This window comes from Azospirillum sp. RU38E, from assembly GCF_900188385.1.
Taxonomy (GTDB): Bacteria; Pseudomonadota; Alphaproteobacteria; order Azospirillales; family Azospirillaceae; genus Niveispirillum.
Map to the genome: position 1 here is coordinate 18003 of NZ_FZOI01000005.1, position 16369 is coordinate 34371.

The following is a 16369-nucleotide window of genomic DNA, read 5'->3' on the forward strand; positions in this document are numbered from 1 at the left end:
TGTCACCGCTGCGCCACAGGGGGGATTACCGCCCCGGCAACATCCGCCGGTCAGCCGGGACCGCCGGGCGGTCCCGGCGTTCGATCATGCGCAGGCCCAGGGCCAGACAGGCGGCAATCACCTGATCATCATGGGGATGCACGGCGACGATACGCTCCACACCGAACTGCACCATCCAATCCGGCAGGGCGGGCAGCCGCCCCGCCTCATCCACATGCAGGCGGGTGATGTCCAGCTTCAGCAGGTCCACCGATTTCAGCGGCAGGAAGCCGGCATCGGTGTTGCGCGGCGACAGTTGGTCGATGGCGACCCGGCAATCCCACAGGCGCAGCACATCCACCGCCTCATTGATCGTGTCCTCCGTCAGGTCGCTGTCCAGCACCGACAGTTCGACGATCAGGTTGCGCCGCTGGTCATAGGTCAGTTCGCGCACGAATTCATGGAACACCGCATCCACCACGGTGACGCATTTCAGATTGATGGAATGGGCGCGGAACAGGCGGGCATGTTCATGCTGAAAATGCCGGATCACCCGGCGGTCCAGGATGGGGGAAATCTGCTGCAACAGCCAGGGGTCGCGGCGCAACGGCGTGCCGACGGCGCGTTCCAGATTGTCGATGGCGACCGTCACCTCGCTGAAATGCAGGTTCCAGTACCCGTCTTCCAGTCGCCAGACCGGTGATTCGCGGATCAGCGCCGACACATCGGCCCCGGCCAGCACCTGTTCATAGGTTGCCAGCTTGTGGATGGCGGCCAGTTGCTGCGCCTCCACCGCCGTCAGGGCCGGCGGGGCGCTGGCGGCCTGCTTTTCCGCCGGGGGTGCCGCCTTGCGCAACTGCGCCGCCAGCTTGGCCCCTTCCGCCGGCAGGCGAAACACGCCGACGCGGGGGGCCGCCATATGCTGGTCGGCGAAATCGGCCGCCACGGCATTCAACTTGGCGATGAAGGGATCGGCCGAACGGTCCTGAAACAGATAGACCTGGGCAAAACGGCCGATATCGACAATTTCCGGCCGGAACTGGGCGGCGAACCGGTCCACCAGGGCGACAATGGATTGCCGGAACAGCGGGTTTTCCGCGTGGGGCACGGCCCGCAGATCGATCAGCACCGCCGTGCCCGATGCCTGTCCTTCGGCCAATAGCTGCAATAAACCTTCGGTCCCGGTCAGCATCCGCATCGCCTGTCGCCCATGTGGGCGTATTCTATAACAAATTCCCGCCCTTGAAACGAGTATGCCCCGGTATGCCCCATCCGTTCGGATGGATTGTGCGCGGTCGGGGCTGACCTTAATCTTCCCCTAACCAAGCGGCGATTTACTGTGCCGGTATCCGCCTTCCTTCCACAGGCCCTTGTCGGGTGGACCTGTCCCATGCGCAGTCAATTTTTTGAAAGGCGCCGCCAGTTGCGGGAGCCTGTGACCGACGGGCAGGCGCTGATCGCGGGCCAGCCGTTCGGCCTGCTGAACTGGAGCCAGAACGGCCTGCTGCTGGCCGCGGCGGGGCCATTGCCGGAGCGGGGCAGCCGCCTGTCGGCTGAGATCGACCTGATGGCGGGGCCCCAGCATTTCGCCTTTCCGGCGGAATTGCGCGTGGTGCGCACCCATCCCGACCGGGGCCAGATGGCGGTCAGCTATGTCTGTCTGGATGTGCCGGTGGCCCGGCGCATCCAGGCCTATTTTCAGCCAACGGCCCAGGCCCGTTTCATCGCCGATGGTGTGCAGGCGACCCCGCCGGCAGCGGCGGAAGCCGAAAAGCCCAAGCCCGTGGTCACAGCCACAACGGCGCGGGAAGAGGCGGTGAGCGCCTTGCGGGAAATCTCGGCGCTGAAAGCGGCCTTTGCCCGCAAATTCCACCCCGATACGGCCAAGCGCGACGGCAGCTATGGGCTTCGGGTGGAGCTGTTCAAGGAATTCTGGACGGATCTGGAAGCAGCGGAAAGCCGATTAAAAGCCCCGCCCGCCGCGAAGGGCTGACCGCCGGTTCCCGACTTGTGCCGGGAAGGACGGGTTGTCAGCACACCCTTCAGGGCGTCATTTTTGGTCAGCAGCAGCCGGCTGCTTCCACCTTCAACAGGCTTTGGGTCAGGATGGCACGCTGCAAGGCCGGGATATGGCCCAGACCATCGGGCACATCCAGGCTGTAATCCACCAGTTCAGCCCCTTCCGCCAGACATGTCAGCATCTGGTGCAGACGGGCCAGCGCCCGCTCGTCGCTGAAAGAGGCGGCCCTGTCCAGCAACATGTGGAGTTCGGACTGGAGGGAATCGGCCAATGGCATTCTACACTCCTTCGGTTTCGGTCAATGGTCGGTGTGGTTTTCGCCACAGCTTATTTTTCTAAAATTTGATACGAACCGGGTTAAAGCCGCTTTAAAAGTGCGGGTGGGGCTTGAATAAAATTGGGTTAAATTTGATTCATATTCGGGGGTGGGGCTGTTGGCGGCCTTGCGATTTTGCGTGCGGTGTCCCGCCCCTCCGTCATCCATGCTGCGGCCGGGGTCCAGACTCAAAGGGCGCTTCGCTCTACGAACCTGGACCCCGGCCGCAGCATGGGTGACGGTGTAATTGAAATCAAACAAACCTTTCCGGACAGACACTAAACCCGCCGTTCCATCACCGGCTGGGCGCCACCCGGCATCAGGTCCGGCACCAGGGGCGGGTGGCCCCAACGCAGGCGGACATGGCTGCCGGGTTCAACCCGGGCCAGGGCGATTTGCAGCCGTTCGGCAAAGGCGTCCCGGTCGGGTGGTTCGGGCAGGGCGGCGATGGTGATCTCCAGCGACAGGCGGCCGGGCAGGCAGAGCCCCTGCACCTGTACCGCCCCCAATTCGCTGAGATGGACGCCCAGGGTGAAGGCGCTGGCCGGCAGGGTCGGCGGGCCTTCCTCTCCCGTCTCCCGCGCCGGCTGGTCCTGGCCCGGCCGGTCGCGTTCCACCGGCACCACCAGCCCGCCCAGCGTGGCCAGCAGAAAGACCGATGGCTTGTCGCCCTCCATGAAGGGCACCAGCAGGCTGGTCCAGCCCTGGCCATCACCGGCCAGCCGCGTCACCGGCACCATGGCCTGATCCAGTTCCGCCAGGGCCGCCGCCTCCCCCTTGGTGACATGCTGAAGCTGGTCATCGCCCAGCCACGCCCGCACCCCGCCATTGCGGGCCCCGAACAGATAGAGCATCAGGGCCAGCCCACCCAAGCGGTCGGGGCGCGGCATGAAAGCGGCCATGCGCGCCATCATGCCCGGCTGGGCCAGGGCCGCCGCCAGGGCCTGATCGGCGCGGGGTGCTGCTGGCGCGCTGTCGGTCTTGCCCTTGTCCACCACCAGATCATCTGCCAGCGGCGCGGCCATTCCCGGCGGCAGTGCCGCCTTGCCGCCCCCGGCCAGCGGGGCCTGCGGGGTGGCATGGCGCAGCAGATCCTGGGTGGCCGGCCCGCTGTCGGGGGCGACCTGGGCCACGGCCTGCGGGGACTGTGCCAGGCTGGCCGGGGGTGCTGCCGCCGGGCCGGGTGCCTGGATGGCGGCAGCCAGCGGGCGCGGCTGGTTGCTGCCGGCACTGGAGAGCAAGGCGCCGCTGGCCGCCGACAGGCTGGCCGTCTGCGGGGCGGTGGGCATGGGCTGCCCCGCCGTGCCGGCCGCCAGCACCGCCGCCGGGCTGGCCCGCAGGCCAGGGATGACCGGCTGCTGCGGGGAGGTGCCATTGGCCCCGGCCAGCAACCCGCGCAGCACGGCGGCATTATCCAGCGGCTTGGTGCTGGTGACGGGGGGATTGACCGCATGGCCATCGGCCCCGGTGGCCGCAGCGGCGGCGGGCGGCCGCCCCGTCACCTCCAGATTGCCGGCCCGCGCCCCCGGCCCCAGGGTGATATTGACGCTGCTGCCCGGCGCCAGATCGGCCGGCCAGGCCCCCGGCAGGGGACGCAGCAGCACCGTGCCCAGGCTGGTGGCCAGCGGCACTTCCCCATCCGGCAAGGCCGCACCGATGGTGCCGGCAAGCTGGGTGATCCCCACCGAAGGCAGGTCCGGCGGGCGGGACAGGATGGTGGCCTGCACCGGCAGGCTGGGCAACGGCCGCACCAGCGGGCCGGCAACACCCCCCACCCCGGCACTGCCCGCGATGGGCCCGACCGGCTGCGGCCCGGTAAAGGCATCCCCGGCGGCCATGGTCAGTAGACCAGCTGGCTGGTGCTGTCATTGTTGGTGATGATGATCTCCCCGGCATCGGCCAGTTGCTTGGCGGTTTTCAGAATGCCCAGCCGCGCCTCTTCCACATCGCGGGCGCGCACTGCCCCCATCATTTCGATCTCATCACGCACCATATTGGCGGCGCGTTCGGACATGTTGGACAGGAAGCGGTTCTGCATCCCCTCATCCAGCCCCTTCAGCGCATAGGCCAACTGGTCGCCCTCGCAATTGCGGATCAGCACCTGGATGGCCTGCGGGTCCAGCCGTGCCAGATCCTCGAAGGTGAACATCAGTTGCTTGATGCGGGTGGCACTTTCCGGCATCCGGCGTTCCAGCGGGTCCATGATCATATCGAACACGCCCCGGTCGGTGCGGTTGAGGATTTCCGCCATGATGGCGTGGCTGTCATGGCCCAGCGTGCGCACATAATTGGCCATGAACTCGCTGCGCAGGGTCTTTTCCACATCCTCCAGCACGTCGCGCGGCACGGCTTCCATCTTGATGATGCGGGCCACCACCATCTGCACCAGATTGGCGGGCAGCAGGCCCAGCACCTTGGCGGCATGTTCGGGCCTGATCTTGGTCAGCACCACGGCGATGGTCTGGGGATGTTCGTTGCGCAGATATGTGGCCAGCACCTGCTCGTTCACATTGCTCATCTTCTCCCACATGGTCCGGCCGGCGGGACCACGCAGGTCGGCCATGATTTCCTGCACCCGTTCCCCGTTCATGAATTTGGACAGGAAACGTTCGGTGGTATCGAAGGTGCCGGCCAGTTCGCCCGTACCGGCGAACCGTTCGGTGAAATCGCGGATCAGCCGTTCGACAATCTTGCCCGACACGGTGCCCAGGCCCGCCATGGCATAGGACACTTCGCGGATTTCATCATCTTCCAGCCGTTCCATCAGGCGGGAACCGCGTTCCTCCCCCAATGCCAGCAGAATGACGGCGGCCTTCTCGATCCCGTTCAGGCTTTTATAATCGCTGCGTACCTTCAACATGGGCGGAACCTCCGGCGGATCAGACGCTGTCGGGAAGGGAAGGAGGCGGGGCGGCATCGGCGCCCAGCCAGTTATTCAGGCGGTAAAGGTGGCTCAGCACTTCGGCCACGGCCATCATCGCCTCAAGGGGGATGTCGTTGCCCGGCTCCACACTGGCCAGCAGGGCGGCCAGATCGCTGTCCTCCCGCACCGGCACGCCATGGGCAAAGGCCAGATCGACGATGCGTTCAGCCACCGCGCCCCGGCCCGATGCCACGATGCGCGGCAGGGCATCGTCGCCCTGGCGATAGTGCAGGGCGGCGGCGCGGGCGGTGCCGCGCGGCGGGGCGGGGCGGCAGGCAGGATCATCCCCCATCAACCGCCCCCGCCATAGGAGCGGACAAGGCTCTGTGCCACCAGCAGCCAGCCATCCACCAGCACGAAGAAGATGATCTTGAACGGCAGGGAGATGACGACCGGCGGCAGCATCATCATGCCCATGGCCATCAGCACGGCGGCGACGATCATGTCGATGACCAGAAAGGGCAGGAACAGCAGAAAGCCGATTTCAAACGCCCGGCGCAGTTCGGAAATCACGAAGGCCGCCACCAGGGTGCGCAGGCCCGGTTCCGCCTTGGCGGCCTCCGGGCCTTTGGTGGTGGGCGATCCGGCCAGCTGGCTGAAGGCCTGAAAGGCGTCCAGATCCTTGGGCCGGACATGGGTTTTCATGAACTGGCGGAACGGGTCCACCGTGCGTTCCAGCGCCTGTTCCTCGGTAATCTGGCCATCCACCAGCGGCTGCACGCCGTCAGTCCAGGCGCGGTCCATGGTGGGGCCCATGATATAGGCGGTCAGCAGCAGGCCCAGCCCCACCAGCACCATGTTGGGGGGCGTCTGCTGCAGGCCGAGCGCGGAGCGCAGCAGCGACAGCACCACGACGATGCGGGTGAAGCTGGTCACCATCACCAGCAGGCCCGGTGCCACCGACAGCACCGTGACCAGCGCCATGATCTGCACCAGCCGGCCGGAGAAGGAGGCGCCCCCCGTGCCGGCATCCAGCGTGATCGATTGGGCATCCGCCGGCCCCGCCAGCAGCAGCAGGGCCAGACCGGCGGCCAGGGCGAACGCCCCGATCCAGCCAAAGCCGCCATCGGCCGGGGGCGGTTTCAGGGGCCGTCCTTCTGAACGGTGGGGGGATTGCATCAGATCAGCCCAAGCTCGGCCTTGACGATTTCCGTCATGGTGACGCCCAGATTGCCCTCATCGACAATCACCACCTCGCCGCGCGCAATCAGCCGGTCATTGACATAGACATCCACGGCTTCCCCCACCTTGCGGTTCAGTTCCACCACCGCACCCCGGCCCAGTTTCAGCAACTGGCTGACCGGCATGGTGGTGCTGCCCAGCACCACCTGCACATTGACCGGGACGTTGAAGATGGCCTTCAATTCGTCCCGGTCCTGCGGGGCGACCGTTTCTTCGTCACCGGCGGGGGGGAAATTCGCCTGCTGTGCGACCATGGTTTGATCCTTTGTCAATGCCGGTTGGCGGTTGTCTGGTCGGGATAGTGCGTTGTCCCGCCCGTCAGGGGCGGGCGATGGTCAGGCGGCTGATGGCGATGGCCACGGCGTCGCCCAACTGGCGTTCCAGGCTGCGCGGGCTGTGTTCGGCCCCACCGGTGCCCCAGTCGGCGCGTGCGGCACCCGCCGGCTGTGTCGCATCGGCGATAATGTTGATCTTGCCCCGGAATCCGGCCTTGGCGGCCAGATCGTCGATCTGCGGGCGCAGCCGTTCGGCGGCCGGCGGGGCCAGCCGCAGGTCCAGCACCGGGCGGCCCACGGCGGCCACCATCACCTCGGCCAGCAGATTGTCCAGCTCTGCTTCCGCCACCGCATCCAGCAGCGGCGGGGCCAGCTTTCCCACCAGCGCCGTCACCACCCGCACCGTATCCTGTTCCAGCTTGCTGCACAGGGCATCCAGCCGGCTGCCGGCGCTGTTAAGGGCTGCTTCCACGGCGGCCAGCGCCTGGGTCTGCTGGGCTTCCACCGACTGGCGCAGGGCCTGCTGACCGCGTTCGAACCCGTCGCGGGCGCCCACTTCCAGCCCCTGCTTGAAGGCGCGGTCGCGCACCGCCTCCAGGTCTTCTTCGGTGAAGCCGCCCATATGGAAGGCGGGGGGCTGTTCCGGCGGGCTGGCCGGATCATTGCCGATGCTGTCGGCCGGGAACTGCATGTTGAACAGGAAAGGCCGCATGATCAGGAATTCCCTTCATAGATCCAGCCGCGCAGCACGTTCACGCTGTCTTCGGGATGGGTGTCGACCATGGCGGCCAGCCGGCGCAGAGCGGCAGCACTGACCCCGCCTTCCACCGACCGCAGGTCGATCAGGCTGTCCATCTCCTCTTCCAGCGACATGCCGCTTTCATTTTCATCCTCTTCCGCTGCCGGTTTGGCGGGGGCGGCGGCGGCCACGGCGGTATTGGGCGGCGGGGCGATCTGCGGGGCGGCGGCAGGTGCCTCGCTGGTCAGTTGCGGGGCGCCATCGCCCGCCATGTCGGACGGCACGCCGGCCAGGGCCGGGGTCGGGGCCAGTCCGCGGCCCAGCAAGGGGCGCAGCGCCATGACCACCAGCAAGGTGACCGCCAGGGCGGCGATGCCCCAGGGCAGATAACGCTTCCAGCTTTCATCCGCTGCCGCCACGGCGGCGGCTACCTCTGCCGGCACCGGTTCTTCCAGGAATTGCAGGTTTTCCACCGTCACCTGATCGCCCCGGTCTTCGGAAAAGCCGATGGCGGTGCGCACGACATTTTCCACCTGCCGCAGCTCAGCCTCGCTGCGCGGCTGATAGGTGCTAGGCCCGTTGCCGCCGGCCACGTAGGTGCCGTTCACCACCACGGCCACGGCCAGCCGGCGGATATCGCCGGCATCCTGCACCCGTTCGCGCAGCTTGGAACTGACCTCGTAATTGGTCGTCTCCTCCTCCCGCGCGGTGTCGGAGCGTGACCCGGTGGCCGGCGCGTCATTGACATTTTCCAGCGGCAGATTCTGTTCCACCGTCGTGGCCTTTTCCGTCTGCCGGTCGCTGGAATTTTCCCGCTCGCTGACCGTCTGCACCGAGCGTTCGACACGGCCATTGGGGTCATAGGTCTGTTCGCGCAGGGTTTCGCGGCCCAGATCCAGTTCAGCCGCCACCCGCACCCGCACATTGCCGGGGCCGAATTTCGGCACCAGAATTTCCTCAATCGCGCGGGCAAGGCGCTGTTCGGTGCTGGCGCGCAGTTCTTCGGCCCGCACCAGGGCCATGCCGTCGGCGGCCCCATCCTCGGCGGCCAGCACCACGCCCGACCCGTCCATCACCGTGACATTGCCCGGCCGCAGCCCCGGCACGGCAGCCGATACCAGATGGCGCACGGCCAGCGCCTGCGACCGTTCCAGCCCCGCCCCTGCCGTGCGCACCACGACGGAGGCCGATGGTGGGGCGGTCTGGGCCTGGAACGTCTCATTATCCGGCAGGGAGAGATGCACGCGGGCCGAGCGCACGCCGTTCAGCGTCTGGATGGTGCGGGCAAGTTCGCCTTCCATCGCGCGCAGCCGGTTCATCTTCTGCATGAAGGAGGTCATGCCCAGCGCGCCCTGGCTGTCGAACAGCTCATACCCCACACCGCCGGCGCTGGGCAGACCCTGCTGGGCCAGTTCCATGCGGATGCGGGCGATCTGTTCCACCGGCACGCGGATGACGCCGGCCCCGCCGCCCACCTCGTGCGTCACATTCATGGTCTGCAACTGCGCCAGGATGCGCCCGGCCTCCGCATCGTCCAGCCCGGCATAGAGCACGCCCATGGTGGGACGGGTCACGGTGAAGCCGACAAGCCCCACCGCCAGCAGCACCAGGGCCGCTGTCACGCCCATCAGGGCCAGCCGCTTCGGTCCCAACGCCGTCAGGTTCTGAAGGAGTTTCGCCACGCTGGTGCCTCGGCTCTTTAACGTTTCTGGAAACCGGCCGCGGCTATGTTCAGCCCGTGACCTGGACGCAACCTTAGCCGAGGCACTTTTAACGGGCGTAAAAACGGCGACGGAAAAAGTTCAGACAAATTCACGAAAATACTTCGGAATTGCCCTGTATCTTCTGCGGCGGGATCGACGATGACTGACAGTACATTTGATCGACTTGAAAAGCGTCTGCCCCCGCCGGCCAAGGCGGCCACGCCGGACCGGCGGCGCCTGATGGTGATCGTGGGTGTCGGGCTGGCGGGCGGCGTGCTGGGGCTGGCGGCCGGGCGGCTGACGGCGCTGGAAGATAACAAGCAGGCCGCCGATCAGGCCGCACGGGAAGCCACGGCCGCCCAGTTCGTCACCCTGCCGGAAATGCTGGTCAATCTGCGCGGCACGGCCAGCGTGCGGCTGATGAAGATCGGCGTCACCCTGCAGGTGGCCCCGGACAATAATGCCAAGCTGGCCGCCATGGCGCCGGTGCTGGTGGATGGGTTGCAATCCTACCTGCGCGGCCTGGATGAACATGATCTGGAAGGAAGGCTGGGCGTGGAAACGCTGCGCACGGAAATCCTGCGCCGGGTGCGCCTGCTGGCCGATCCGCTGCCGGTGGAAGGCGTGCTGCTGCGCACCTTGATCCTGCAATGACACGAGCGGTCAATATTTTGACCGCTCGTGTCCGGCGGCGACGGCCGCCGCGCCGCTCGTGATGTTGGCGGCGGCGATTGAGGGGCGGGAATAATGGAGGGAGATCGGCGATGAGCGATACCGAGATGCCGGGCATGGAAGAGGGTGGCGACGGCGGCAATGATGCCCTGGCCTGGGAATCCATGCTGGGCAGCGAAGGCGACAAGATGTTGAGCCAGAAGGAGATCGACCGCCTTTTGCAGTTCGACGATATCGCCGGTGCCGCGCCCCGCAGCGTCATTGACCAGATCGTCAATTCCAGTTTCGTCAATTACGACCGGCTGCCCATGCTGGACGTGATTTTCGACCGGCTGGTCCGCCTGCTCTCCTCCTCCTTCCGCAACATGACCACGGGCAATGTGGAAGTGACGGCGGAGGCCCCGGACTCGGTGCGGTTTGGCGATTTTCTCTCCGGGGTGCCGCTGCCCTCCCTGATCACCGTGGTGAAGGCGGAGGAATGGGACAGCACCCTGCTGCTGACCGTGGATAGCGAGCTGATCTATTCCATCGTCGATATCCTGCTGGGCGGGCGGCGCAGCGAACCGGCCCCCATCGATGGCCGCCCCTATACGGTGATCGAACGCGCGCTGGCCGAACGCGCCATCAAGATGGCGCTGCGCGACCTGTCGGCGGCCTTCGCCCCCCTGACCGTCGTGCAGTTCGCACCGGAACGGATAGAGACGAACCCCCAGTTCGCCACCATCACCCGGGCCAATAATGCCGCCGTCGCCGTCACCTTCCGCATCATGCTGGATGGGCGGTCAGGGGGCATGAGCCTGCTGATCCCCTACGCCTCGCTGGAGCCGGTGCGCAATGTGCTGTTGCAGCAATTCATGGGCGAAAAGTTCGGCCGTGACGCGATGTGGGAAACCCATCTGAAATCGGAACTGCGCCGCACCAATGTGGATTTGTCCGCCGTGCTGGGGCAGGCCACGGTCAATCTGGCCGATATCCTGAACTGGAAGCCCGGCACCCAGTTGAAACTGGATGCACGGCCGGAAACCCGCGCCACGCTGACCTGTGGCCATGTGCAGATGTTCGCCGGCGAAATGGGCCAGCGCAATGGCCGCATCGCCATCCGCATCGAAACCGACCTGGGCGGCCAGGATGAGGTGATCCATGGTCTTCTCAAGCGTTGAGGCGCTGTCCCCCTTCATCAATCTGGCCATGGCGGCGCTGTTTCTCGGCACCCTGTTCTATCTGGTGCGCCTGAACGAGAAGGTGACGGCGATGCGCGGGGCACAGTCGGAACTGCGCACCCTGTTGCGTGCCTGTTCCGATCAGGTGGATGGGGCGGAAAAGGCCATCACCACCATGCGCGGCGTGGCCCAGCAACTGGCGGGCGATCTCGGCCGCTCCCTGGAAGAGGCGGACCGGATGAAGACCGCCATCGATGCCACCACCGCCGAGATTGCCGCCATGCTGGCAAGGCTGGAAGCGGGGGCGGCGGCGGTGACAGCACAGCCGAACCCGGCGTCCCCGCAAGGGGCCAAGCGCGGCAAACCGGGCAAGCAAGTCCCACCGCAGCAGCGCGGCCCCGCCCGCCCGGCCGCCGCCCTTGATCAGGGCGACCGTGCCGCCGCCCTGCGCCTGTTCCGGGAGACATTCCGTGCGCTTTGATGCCAAGAAGCTGGGCCAGGGTCTGGCAAAGGGCTGGCCGGCCAAGCTGCCGCGCCCGCGCCTGCTGCCGGTGATGATCACCATCTGCGGTCTGGCCGCCCCGCTTTATGCCGCGTCGGTGGCCGCGTTCGGCGATGATCCGGTGAAGGAAAAACCCCAGGCCGCCGCCAGCCCGGCACCGGCCACAGCCCAGGCTTCGGCCGCTGCCTCCGCCAACAGCACTGGCGATACCGGGGTGACCGACCTGCTGGCCCGTCCGCCCGCCGCCGGCAACGCCAATCTGGCCAATGTATCTGTCTGTGAGCCAGGGCTGGCCGACATGCTGACGGCGGAGCGCAAGGCCCTGGCCGAGCGCCGGGCGGAACTGGAGGTGCGGGCGCAGATGCTGGCCGCCGCAGAGGCCAAGGCCCGCGAACAATTGGCCCGGCTGGAGGCTGCCGGCAAGGAAGTGACCGGCCTGCTGGACCGCCGCGCCAGCATGGCCAAGGCCGATCTGCAACGGCTGGTGGCCATCTATGAAAGCATGAAGCCCAAGGATGCCGCCCGGCTGCTGAATGAAACCGATGCGGAAATCCTGGTCGATCTGATGGATCTGATGCAGGAACGCCGCTCCGCCCCCATTCTGGCGGAAATGGATGCCGCCAAGGTCAACAGCTTGACCCGCACCATGGCCCAGCGCCGCCTGCTGCCGGCCGACCGCAACGGCCCCGGCAGCAAAACCGCCGGCAACAGCCGCGCCCGTGCCACGACGCAGACGGCGGAGCGGCCGTGAAACGCCAAAGGGGCTGTTCCCGCCTGATGCGGGAGCAGCCCCTTTGGGTGGGTGTGGTGCGGCTTCATAAAGGCGGATGAGGGCGGCGCTAACTTAGCCCCTTGGAATAAGGTGCCTTCCCCGCGGAAGCGGGGATCCAGGGGCCGCAAGAACCACGCTTGCGTGCCCTTGGCCCCTGGACCCCCGCTTTCGCGGGGGAGGCAGGGAGGGGCAAATAGGACTAACTTAGCGCCCATGGGCGAGAAAGCCCGAGACGCCCCCAGAGAAAGCGGGAGCAGCAGCAACTGCCCCCGCCCACCCCTTACGAGGCCAACTCGTCCGCGATATTCTCGCTGGTGTCATCGGTGGCGTTGATGGCCTCGGCTTCCTGCTGCACCACGCGCAGGATACGGGTCAGGAATTCCTGCTGCCACAGGCCACGTTCGGCGGCTTCGGCCTTGGTGGGGGTGAAGGTCTCCACCTCATCGCGGGCAACCACACCCTTGGCGGCCAGCAGGCGCTCCAAGGTATCCAGGCGCTGGCGGGTCACCGACAGTTCGGTGGCCAGCGCCATGGTGATGGTCAACAGCCGTTCGGTTTCCCAATTCTCCAGGAAACGCGGGCGCTTGCCGGTGGGCTTGGCGGAGGCGGCGGACAGGGCGAACTGGACGGACATCACTTCACCTCCTTGCGGGCACCAACCACGTGCCAGGCGGCCTTGCGGCCATAATCTTCGCCCTCATCCTCGGCGGCGTCGGGGAATACGCTCTTATCGACCACGGCGGTGACGCCGCCATGGATCAGGCTGTCGGCCGAGAATCCAGCCGCAACCAGCCAGGCATCCAGGTCGCACTCGTGCATCTTGGTCCAGAACGGTTCGGCGTTATAGAAGGCGTCCCAGTCACGCATGGCCTGTTCGAACAGCGGCATGGTGGCGGCATATTGCGGCTGTTCGACATGGGCGACGATGCCGCCCGGCGCCAGCAGGCGATGGCTTTCCTTGAAGATGCGCTGCATGGACGCGTAGCTGGTTTCATGCAGGAACATGGTGGACTGCACCCAGTCGAAGCTGCCATCGGCAAACTGGGGCAGGCTTTCCACATTGGCCTGCACGAAGGTGACATTCTTCACCCCCAGGCTCTGCGCCCGGGCCAGACCATAGCGCAGCATCGGCGCGCCGACGTCCACGGCCACCACCTCGGCATCCGGATAGGCCTGGGCGATGGGCAGCACATTGTGGCCAAGGCCGCAGCCAATATCCAGAATGCGCTTGGGCTGGAAGTCTGGCAGGTTCTTCTTCACCCAGCGGGCAACGGCCTGACCGCCGCCATCATTGAAGCGGCCCAACATGCCGCCGGTGGTGGCGAACAGGCCGCAATCATAATTGGCGGCATTGGCCACATCACCCGGACCATATTCGGTGTGATAGCTGCCAGGCATACAATGATGGTCGATGGCTTCCACATAGCGCGGCAGCTTCAGATCCGGGTCCAGCACCAGCCGGTCGGTATCGGCGCCGATCAGGGCGGCGGCGCGCTCCGCCAGCTCTTCCCGCTGGCGCAGGGTGACCCAGCGGCCGGCCTGCTGGCGGGTTTCCATGGTGGAACGGCGCAGCGCCGACCAGAGCTGCCAATAGGGATCCTTGGCCAGGGCCTTGCGCACCTCATGCCGATCCTTGAAATCGCGGCTGTGCTCCGCCTTGAAGGTGGGGGCGACGCGCTTGTCGAAAGCGGTCTTCACGCCCGGCATCACCTTGCCGGCCAGGAAACGGTTCATCTGGGCCAGGAAATTGAACCGTTCAATCTCGTCATGGGTCACCTTGGGATAGATGCCATGCTGACCGACCACGCGGTAATCCGGCGGGCCGTCATAGGCGGCCAACGCCGCCTGGGCGCGTGCATCGGTAATGTTACCCGAACCATCCATGCTTGAAGCCTCCTTATTTGCGACCCCGGCCGTCGAGGGCCGGGGCTGATCGCTGGGATGGGGCAAGCCTAGGGCCGGATGGCGGGATTTGCTCCACATCCAATTGTCAAACACTACAAATTTTGTTTGTGTGTACGAATATGTTCGGTCAATTCACAACCGAATTTTGTGCCGATTTTCCCCGCCGTGATTGGACAGCACAGCCAGAAGTTCGGAATATGTCAGGACAAATGGGGTTGCCCCTCAGTGTCTGTCTGGAAAGGTCTCTTTGCTTTCAACTTCACCGTCACCGCGCCCTTCGCCCATAGGCGCTGACGTCGTCCCTTGCACCCTCCTTGCCTCCCCCGCGAAAGCGGGGGGCCAGGGGCCGAGGGGACCGAAGCGTTGGTCTTGTGGCCCCTGGATCCCCGCTTTCGCGGGGAAGGCACCATTCCAAGGGACGACGTCGGCGCCTATGGGTGCGGTCTGGTGGCAAGTTATTGATATCAAAGCAAAATCTCTCAGACAGACCCTGAAAGGGGGCGGCAAGCCCCATGAGCGTTCAACAGGAACAGGATCGGGTCATGGAACTGCTGGGTATGTATTTGGATGAACATCTGGTGCTGCGCTGGCTGCACATCATCGCCATGGCCTATTGGCTGGGCGGGGAATGGGGCGTGTTCAACGCGGCGCGCAATATCGCGCGGCCCGACCTGCCGCTGGATGAGCGGCTGCGCCATATGGAAACCGCCTACCGCATCGATATTCTGGCCCGCACCGGCATCATCCTGCTGCTGCCGCTGGGGCTGCATATGGGCAATAATCTGGGTGTGCAGCCGCTGGGCGGCCCCTGGCTGGTGGGCATGTGGATTTTCGTCGCCGGCTGGCTGTCGCTGACGCTCACCGCCTTCTTCCAGCGCGGCAGCGATCTGGGCATCCTGCTGACCAAGCTGGATGAGGCGATCCGGTATTTCGTCATCCCGGCTTTGTTTCTGACCGGCGTTTATAGTCTGGTGACCGGCGGCCCCTTCACGGCACACTGGTATGCCGCCAAGGCCACCTTGTTCTCCGGCCTGCTGATCATCGGGCTGATCCTGCGTTTCGTGATGCGCGACTGGGTGACGGATTTCCGCAAGCTGGTGTCGGGCGGCCCCAATCCGGCTGTTGAACAGAAGATGGGCTCGGCCATGGCGTTTTCCCGCAAGCTTGCCTATTTCTATTGGGCCGGCATCATCACCATGGCCTTCCTGGGCACGGTGAAGCCGATCTGACCTTGCAGGCACAGGCCCCGATGGAACTGCGTGATCTGGAATATTTCCTCACCGTGGTGGAGACGGGCAGCCTGACCCTGGCGGCCCGTCAACGGGGCCTGAGCCAGCAGGCTTTATCGAAAAGTCTGGCCCGGCTGGAGGGCGAATTGGGCGTAGCCCTGCTGGAGCGCACGCCCAAGGGCATCATGCTGACCCGCATGGGCGAGGCCTTGTTGAGCCGCGCCCAGAATGTGCTGGCGGAGGTGGCGCATTTCCGCCGCGATGTGGATGTGGCGCTGGGGCGCAGCACCACGCAATTTGCCATCGGCCTCAGCCCCATTGCCGCGTCCGGGATCGGGCGGCACGCGGTCAGCGCCCTGTTGCGGCGCTTCCCGCGCCTGGTGCTGAAGGTGGAGCCGGGGACGGCGCCGCATTTCGTGCGGCTGCTGCTGGCGGGGGAGATCGATCTGGCCGTCACCACCGGCATCCCCGGCATCGACCCGCAGATCATGGCCACCAGCTTAGGTGATGAACGCTGGCTGGTGGTGGGGCGTGTGGGCAACCCCAAGCTGGCAGCGGCCCGTTCCATCGCCGATCTGGCCGATGCCGACTGGATTTTCGGCAAGCTGCCGGACGGGCTGGATGAACGGGTGGACCAGCATTTTATTGATGCCGGCATCCAACCCATTCAGCCGCGCATTTCCACCAGTACCAGCGATTTCGGGATGCAGATGCTGGGCAGCAGCGACATGCTGGCCATTCTGCCGCATTCCATGGTGGAAGGGGTGCCAGGACTGGTGGGGCGCGATCTGGCGGATGGGCGCTGGACCACGCCGCTGGTGCTGCTGCGCCGCCGCCGCGCCACCCTGACACCGGTGGAAACGGAGATGATCGACCTGCTGCGCCAGGAGGCGGGGCGGTTGCGGGAGATGGCGGGGGGTGGGTGAGTGGATATTTTGCGGGATCGCCGCGGATCAGCACTCACTTGGCCGTTTGCTCCTCCATGCCTCCCC

Annotated in this window: 18 protein-coding genes; 7 read left to right on the forward strand and 11 right to left on the reverse strand. The window is 65.9% G+C overall.

What is annotated here, in order from left to right:
* Positions 1 to 25: 25 nt before the first annotated feature.
* A complete protein-coding gene (locus tag CHB97_RS11605) occupies positions 26 to 1171 on the reverse strand; it encodes a hypothetical protein (protein WP_089367433.1) in 1146 nt (381 codons plus the stop codon).
* Between the two features lie 198 nt (positions 1172 to 1369).
* Between CHB97_RS11605 and CHB97_RS11610 the strand changes: the two genes are divergently transcribed.
* Positions 1370 to 1972, forward strand: a complete 603-nt coding sequence (locus CHB97_RS11610) for a PilZ domain-containing protein (RefSeq protein ID WP_089288146.1) — start codon at positions 1370 to 1372, stop codon at positions 1970 to 1972.
* 67 nt (positions 1973 to 2039) lie between these two features.
* Here the strand turns inward: CHB97_RS11610 and CHB97_RS11615 are convergent, their stop codons facing one another.
* From CHB97_RS11615 to fliF, 8 genes are all read right to left on the reverse strand, one after another.
* Positions 2040 to 2276 (reverse strand): hypothetical protein, encoded by a 237-nt coding sequence (locus CHB97_RS11615; protein WP_089288147.1) that lies wholly within the window; start codon positions 2274 to 2276, stop codon positions 2040 to 2042.
* A gap of 317 nt (positions 2277 to 2593) precedes the next feature.
* Positions 2594 to 4153 carry a hypothetical protein gene (locus CHB97_RS11620; RefSeq protein ID WP_089288148.1) on the reverse strand — a complete coding sequence of 520 codons (1560 nt, stop codon included), beginning with the start codon at positions 4151 to 4153 and terminating at the stop codon, positions 2594 to 2596.
* A gap of 2 nt (positions 4154 to 4155) precedes the next feature.
* Positions 4156 to 5175 carry a flagellar motor switch protein FliG gene (locus tag CHB97_RS11625; protein WP_089288149.1) on the reverse strand — a complete coding sequence of 340 codons (1020 nt, stop codon included), beginning with the start codon at positions 5173 to 5175 and terminating at the stop codon, positions 4156 to 4158.
* 19 nt (positions 5176 to 5194) lie between these two features.
* On the reverse strand, positions 5195 to 5530 hold the full coding sequence (locus tag CHB97_RS11630; protein WP_089288150.1) for an EscU/YscU/HrcU family type III secretion system export apparatus switch protein: 336 nt from the start codon (positions 5528 to 5530) through the stop codon (positions 5195 to 5197).
* The gene (gene fliP / locus CHB97_RS11635) at positions 5530 to 6357 is read right to left on the reverse strand and encodes a flagellar type III secretion system pore protein FliP (RefSeq protein ID WP_089288151.1); all 828 of its coding nucleotides are present in this window, start codon (positions 6355 to 6357) and stop codon (positions 5530 to 5532) included. The genes CHB97_RS11630 and fliP overlap by 1 nt, the downstream gene beginning before the upstream one ends.
* Positions 6357 to 6674: a flagellar motor switch protein FliN gene (gene fliN / locus CHB97_RS11640; protein WP_244559509.1), complete on the reverse strand. Its 318-nt coding sequence runs from the start codon at positions 6672 to 6674 to the stop codon at positions 6357 to 6359. Before fliN ends, fliP begins: the two co-directional genes overlap by 1 nt.
* Positions 6675 to 6738: 64 nt before the next feature.
* Positions 6739 to 7407 (reverse strand): hypothetical protein, encoded by a 669-nt coding sequence (locus CHB97_RS11645; RefSeq protein ID WP_089288152.1) that lies wholly within the window; start codon positions 7405 to 7407, stop codon positions 6739 to 6741.
* 2 nt (positions 7408 to 7409) lie between these two features.
* Complete coding sequence (gene fliF / locus CHB97_RS11650) at positions 7410 to 9116, reverse strand: flagellar basal-body MS-ring/collar protein FliF (RefSeq protein ID WP_089288153.1); 1707 nt, start codon at positions 9114 to 9116, stop codon at positions 7410 to 7412.
* A 180-nt stretch (positions 9117 to 9296) separates the two neighbouring features.
* On the opposite strand from fliF, the gene fliL reads away from it, so the two are divergent.
* From fliL to CHB97_RS11670, 4 genes are all read left to right on the forward strand, one after another.
* Positions 9297 to 9791 carry a flagellar basal body-associated protein FliL gene (gene fliL / locus CHB97_RS11655; RefSeq protein WP_089288154.1) on the forward strand — a complete coding sequence of 165 codons (495 nt, stop codon included), beginning with the start codon at positions 9297 to 9299 and terminating at the stop codon, positions 9789 to 9791.
* A gap of 110 nt (positions 9792 to 9901) precedes the next feature.
* A complete protein-coding gene (gene fliM / locus CHB97_RS11660; protein WP_244559510.1) occupies positions 9902 to 10969 on the forward strand; it encodes a flagellar motor switch protein FliM in 1068 nt (355 codons plus the stop codon).
* Positions 10950 to 11450 carry a DUF6468 domain-containing protein gene (locus CHB97_RS11665; RefSeq protein ID WP_089288155.1) on the forward strand — a complete coding sequence of 167 codons (501 nt, stop codon included), beginning with the start codon at positions 10950 to 10952 and terminating at the stop codon, positions 11448 to 11450. Before fliM ends, CHB97_RS11665 begins: the two co-directional genes overlap by 20 nt.
* Entirely contained in the window at positions 11440 to 12222 is a 783-nt protein-coding gene (locus CHB97_RS11670; RefSeq protein WP_089288156.1) for a MotE family protein, read from the forward strand. The genes CHB97_RS11665 and CHB97_RS11670 overlap by 11 nt, the downstream gene beginning before the upstream one ends.
* Positions 12223 to 12523: 301 nt before the next feature.
* Here CHB97_RS11670 and CHB97_RS11675 read toward each other — a convergent pair whose 3' ends face one another.
* Positions 12524 to 12877, reverse strand: coding sequence for a hypothetical protein (locus tag CHB97_RS11675; protein WP_089288157.1), 354 nt, complete (start codon positions 12875 to 12877; stop codon positions 12524 to 12526).
* Positions 12877 to 14127: a class I SAM-dependent methyltransferase gene (locus CHB97_RS11680; protein WP_089288158.1), complete on the reverse strand. Its 1251-nt coding sequence runs from the start codon at positions 14125 to 14127 to the stop codon at positions 12877 to 12879. Before CHB97_RS11680 ends, CHB97_RS11675 begins: the two co-directional genes overlap by 1 nt.
* 533 nt (positions 14128 to 14660) lie before the next feature.
* On the opposite strand from CHB97_RS11680, the gene CHB97_RS11685 reads away from it, so the two are divergent.
* Both CHB97_RS11685 and CHB97_RS11690 read left to right on the forward strand, forming a co-directional pair.
* On the forward strand, positions 14661 to 15377 hold the full coding sequence (locus CHB97_RS11685; protein WP_200819904.1) for a hypothetical protein: 717 nt from the start codon (positions 14661 to 14663) through the stop codon (positions 15375 to 15377).
* A gap of 20 nt (positions 15378 to 15397) precedes the next feature.
* Positions 15398 to 16303, forward strand: coding sequence for a LysR family transcriptional regulator (locus CHB97_RS11690; protein WP_143270849.1), 906 nt, complete (start codon positions 15398 to 15400; stop codon positions 16301 to 16303).
* The last annotated feature ends 66 nt before the right edge of the window (positions 16304 to 16369 follow it).

Bases quoted from the DNA above. Each gene is read 5' to 3' on its own strand.
- CHB97_RS11605 (WP_089367433.1), bottom strand. From the start codon at position 1,171: ATGCTGACCGGGACCGAAGGTTTATTGCAGCTATTGGCCGAAGGACAG.
- CHB97_RS11610 (WP_089288146.1), top strand. From the start codon at position 1,370: ATGCGCAGTCAATTTTTTGAAAGGCGCCGCCAGTTGCGGGAGCCTGTG.
- CHB97_RS11615 (WP_089288147.1), bottom strand. From the start codon at position 2,276: ATGCCATTGGCCGATTCCCTCCAGTCCGAACTCCACATGTTGCTGGAC.
- CHB97_RS11620 (WP_089288148.1), bottom strand. From the start codon at position 4,153: ATGGCCGCCGGGGATGCCTTTACCGGGCCGCAGCCGGTCGGGCCCATC.
- CHB97_RS11625 (WP_089288149.1), bottom strand. From the start codon at position 5,175: ATGTTGAAGGTACGCAGCGATTATAAAAGCCTGAACGGGATCGAGAAG.
- CHB97_RS11630 (WP_089288150.1), bottom strand. From the start codon at position 5,530: ATGGGGGATGATCCTGCCTGCCGCCCCGCCCCGCCGCGCGGCACCGCC.
- fliP (WP_089288151.1), bottom strand. From the start codon at position 6,357: ATGCAATCCCCCCACCGTTCAGAAGGACGGCCCCTGAAACCGCCCCCG.
- fliN (WP_244559509.1), bottom strand. From the start codon at position 6,674: ATGGTCGCACAGCAGGCGAATTTCCCCCCCGCCGGTGACGAAGAAACG.
- CHB97_RS11645 (WP_089288152.1), bottom strand. From the start codon at position 7,407: ATGCGGCCTTTCCTGTTCAACATGCAGTTCCCGGCCGACAGCATCGGC.
- fliL (WP_089288154.1), top strand. From the start codon at position 9,297: ATGACTGACAGTACATTTGATCGACTTGAAAAGCGTCTGCCCCCGCCG.
- fliM (WP_244559510.1), top strand. From the start codon at position 9,902: ATGAGCGATACCGAGATGCCGGGCATGGAAGAGGGTGGCGACGGCGGC.
- CHB97_RS11665 (WP_089288155.1), top strand. From the start codon at position 10,950: ATGGTCTTCTCAAGCGTTGAGGCGCTGTCCCCCTTCATCAATCTGGCC.
- CHB97_RS11675 (WP_089288157.1), bottom strand. From the start codon at position 12,877: ATGTCCGTCCAGTTCGCCCTGTCCGCCGCCTCCGCCAAGCCCACCGGC.
- CHB97_RS11680 (WP_089288158.1), bottom strand. From the start codon at position 14,127: ATGGATGGTTCGGGTAACATTACCGATGCACGCGCCCAGGCGGCGTTG.
- CHB97_RS11685 (WP_200819904.1), top strand. From the start codon at position 14,661: ATGAGCGTTCAACAGGAACAGGATCGGGTCATGGAACTGCTGGGTATG.
- CHB97_RS11690 (WP_143270849.1), top strand. From the start codon at position 15,398: ATGGAACTGCGTGATCTGGAATATTTCCTCACCGTGGTGGAGACGGGC.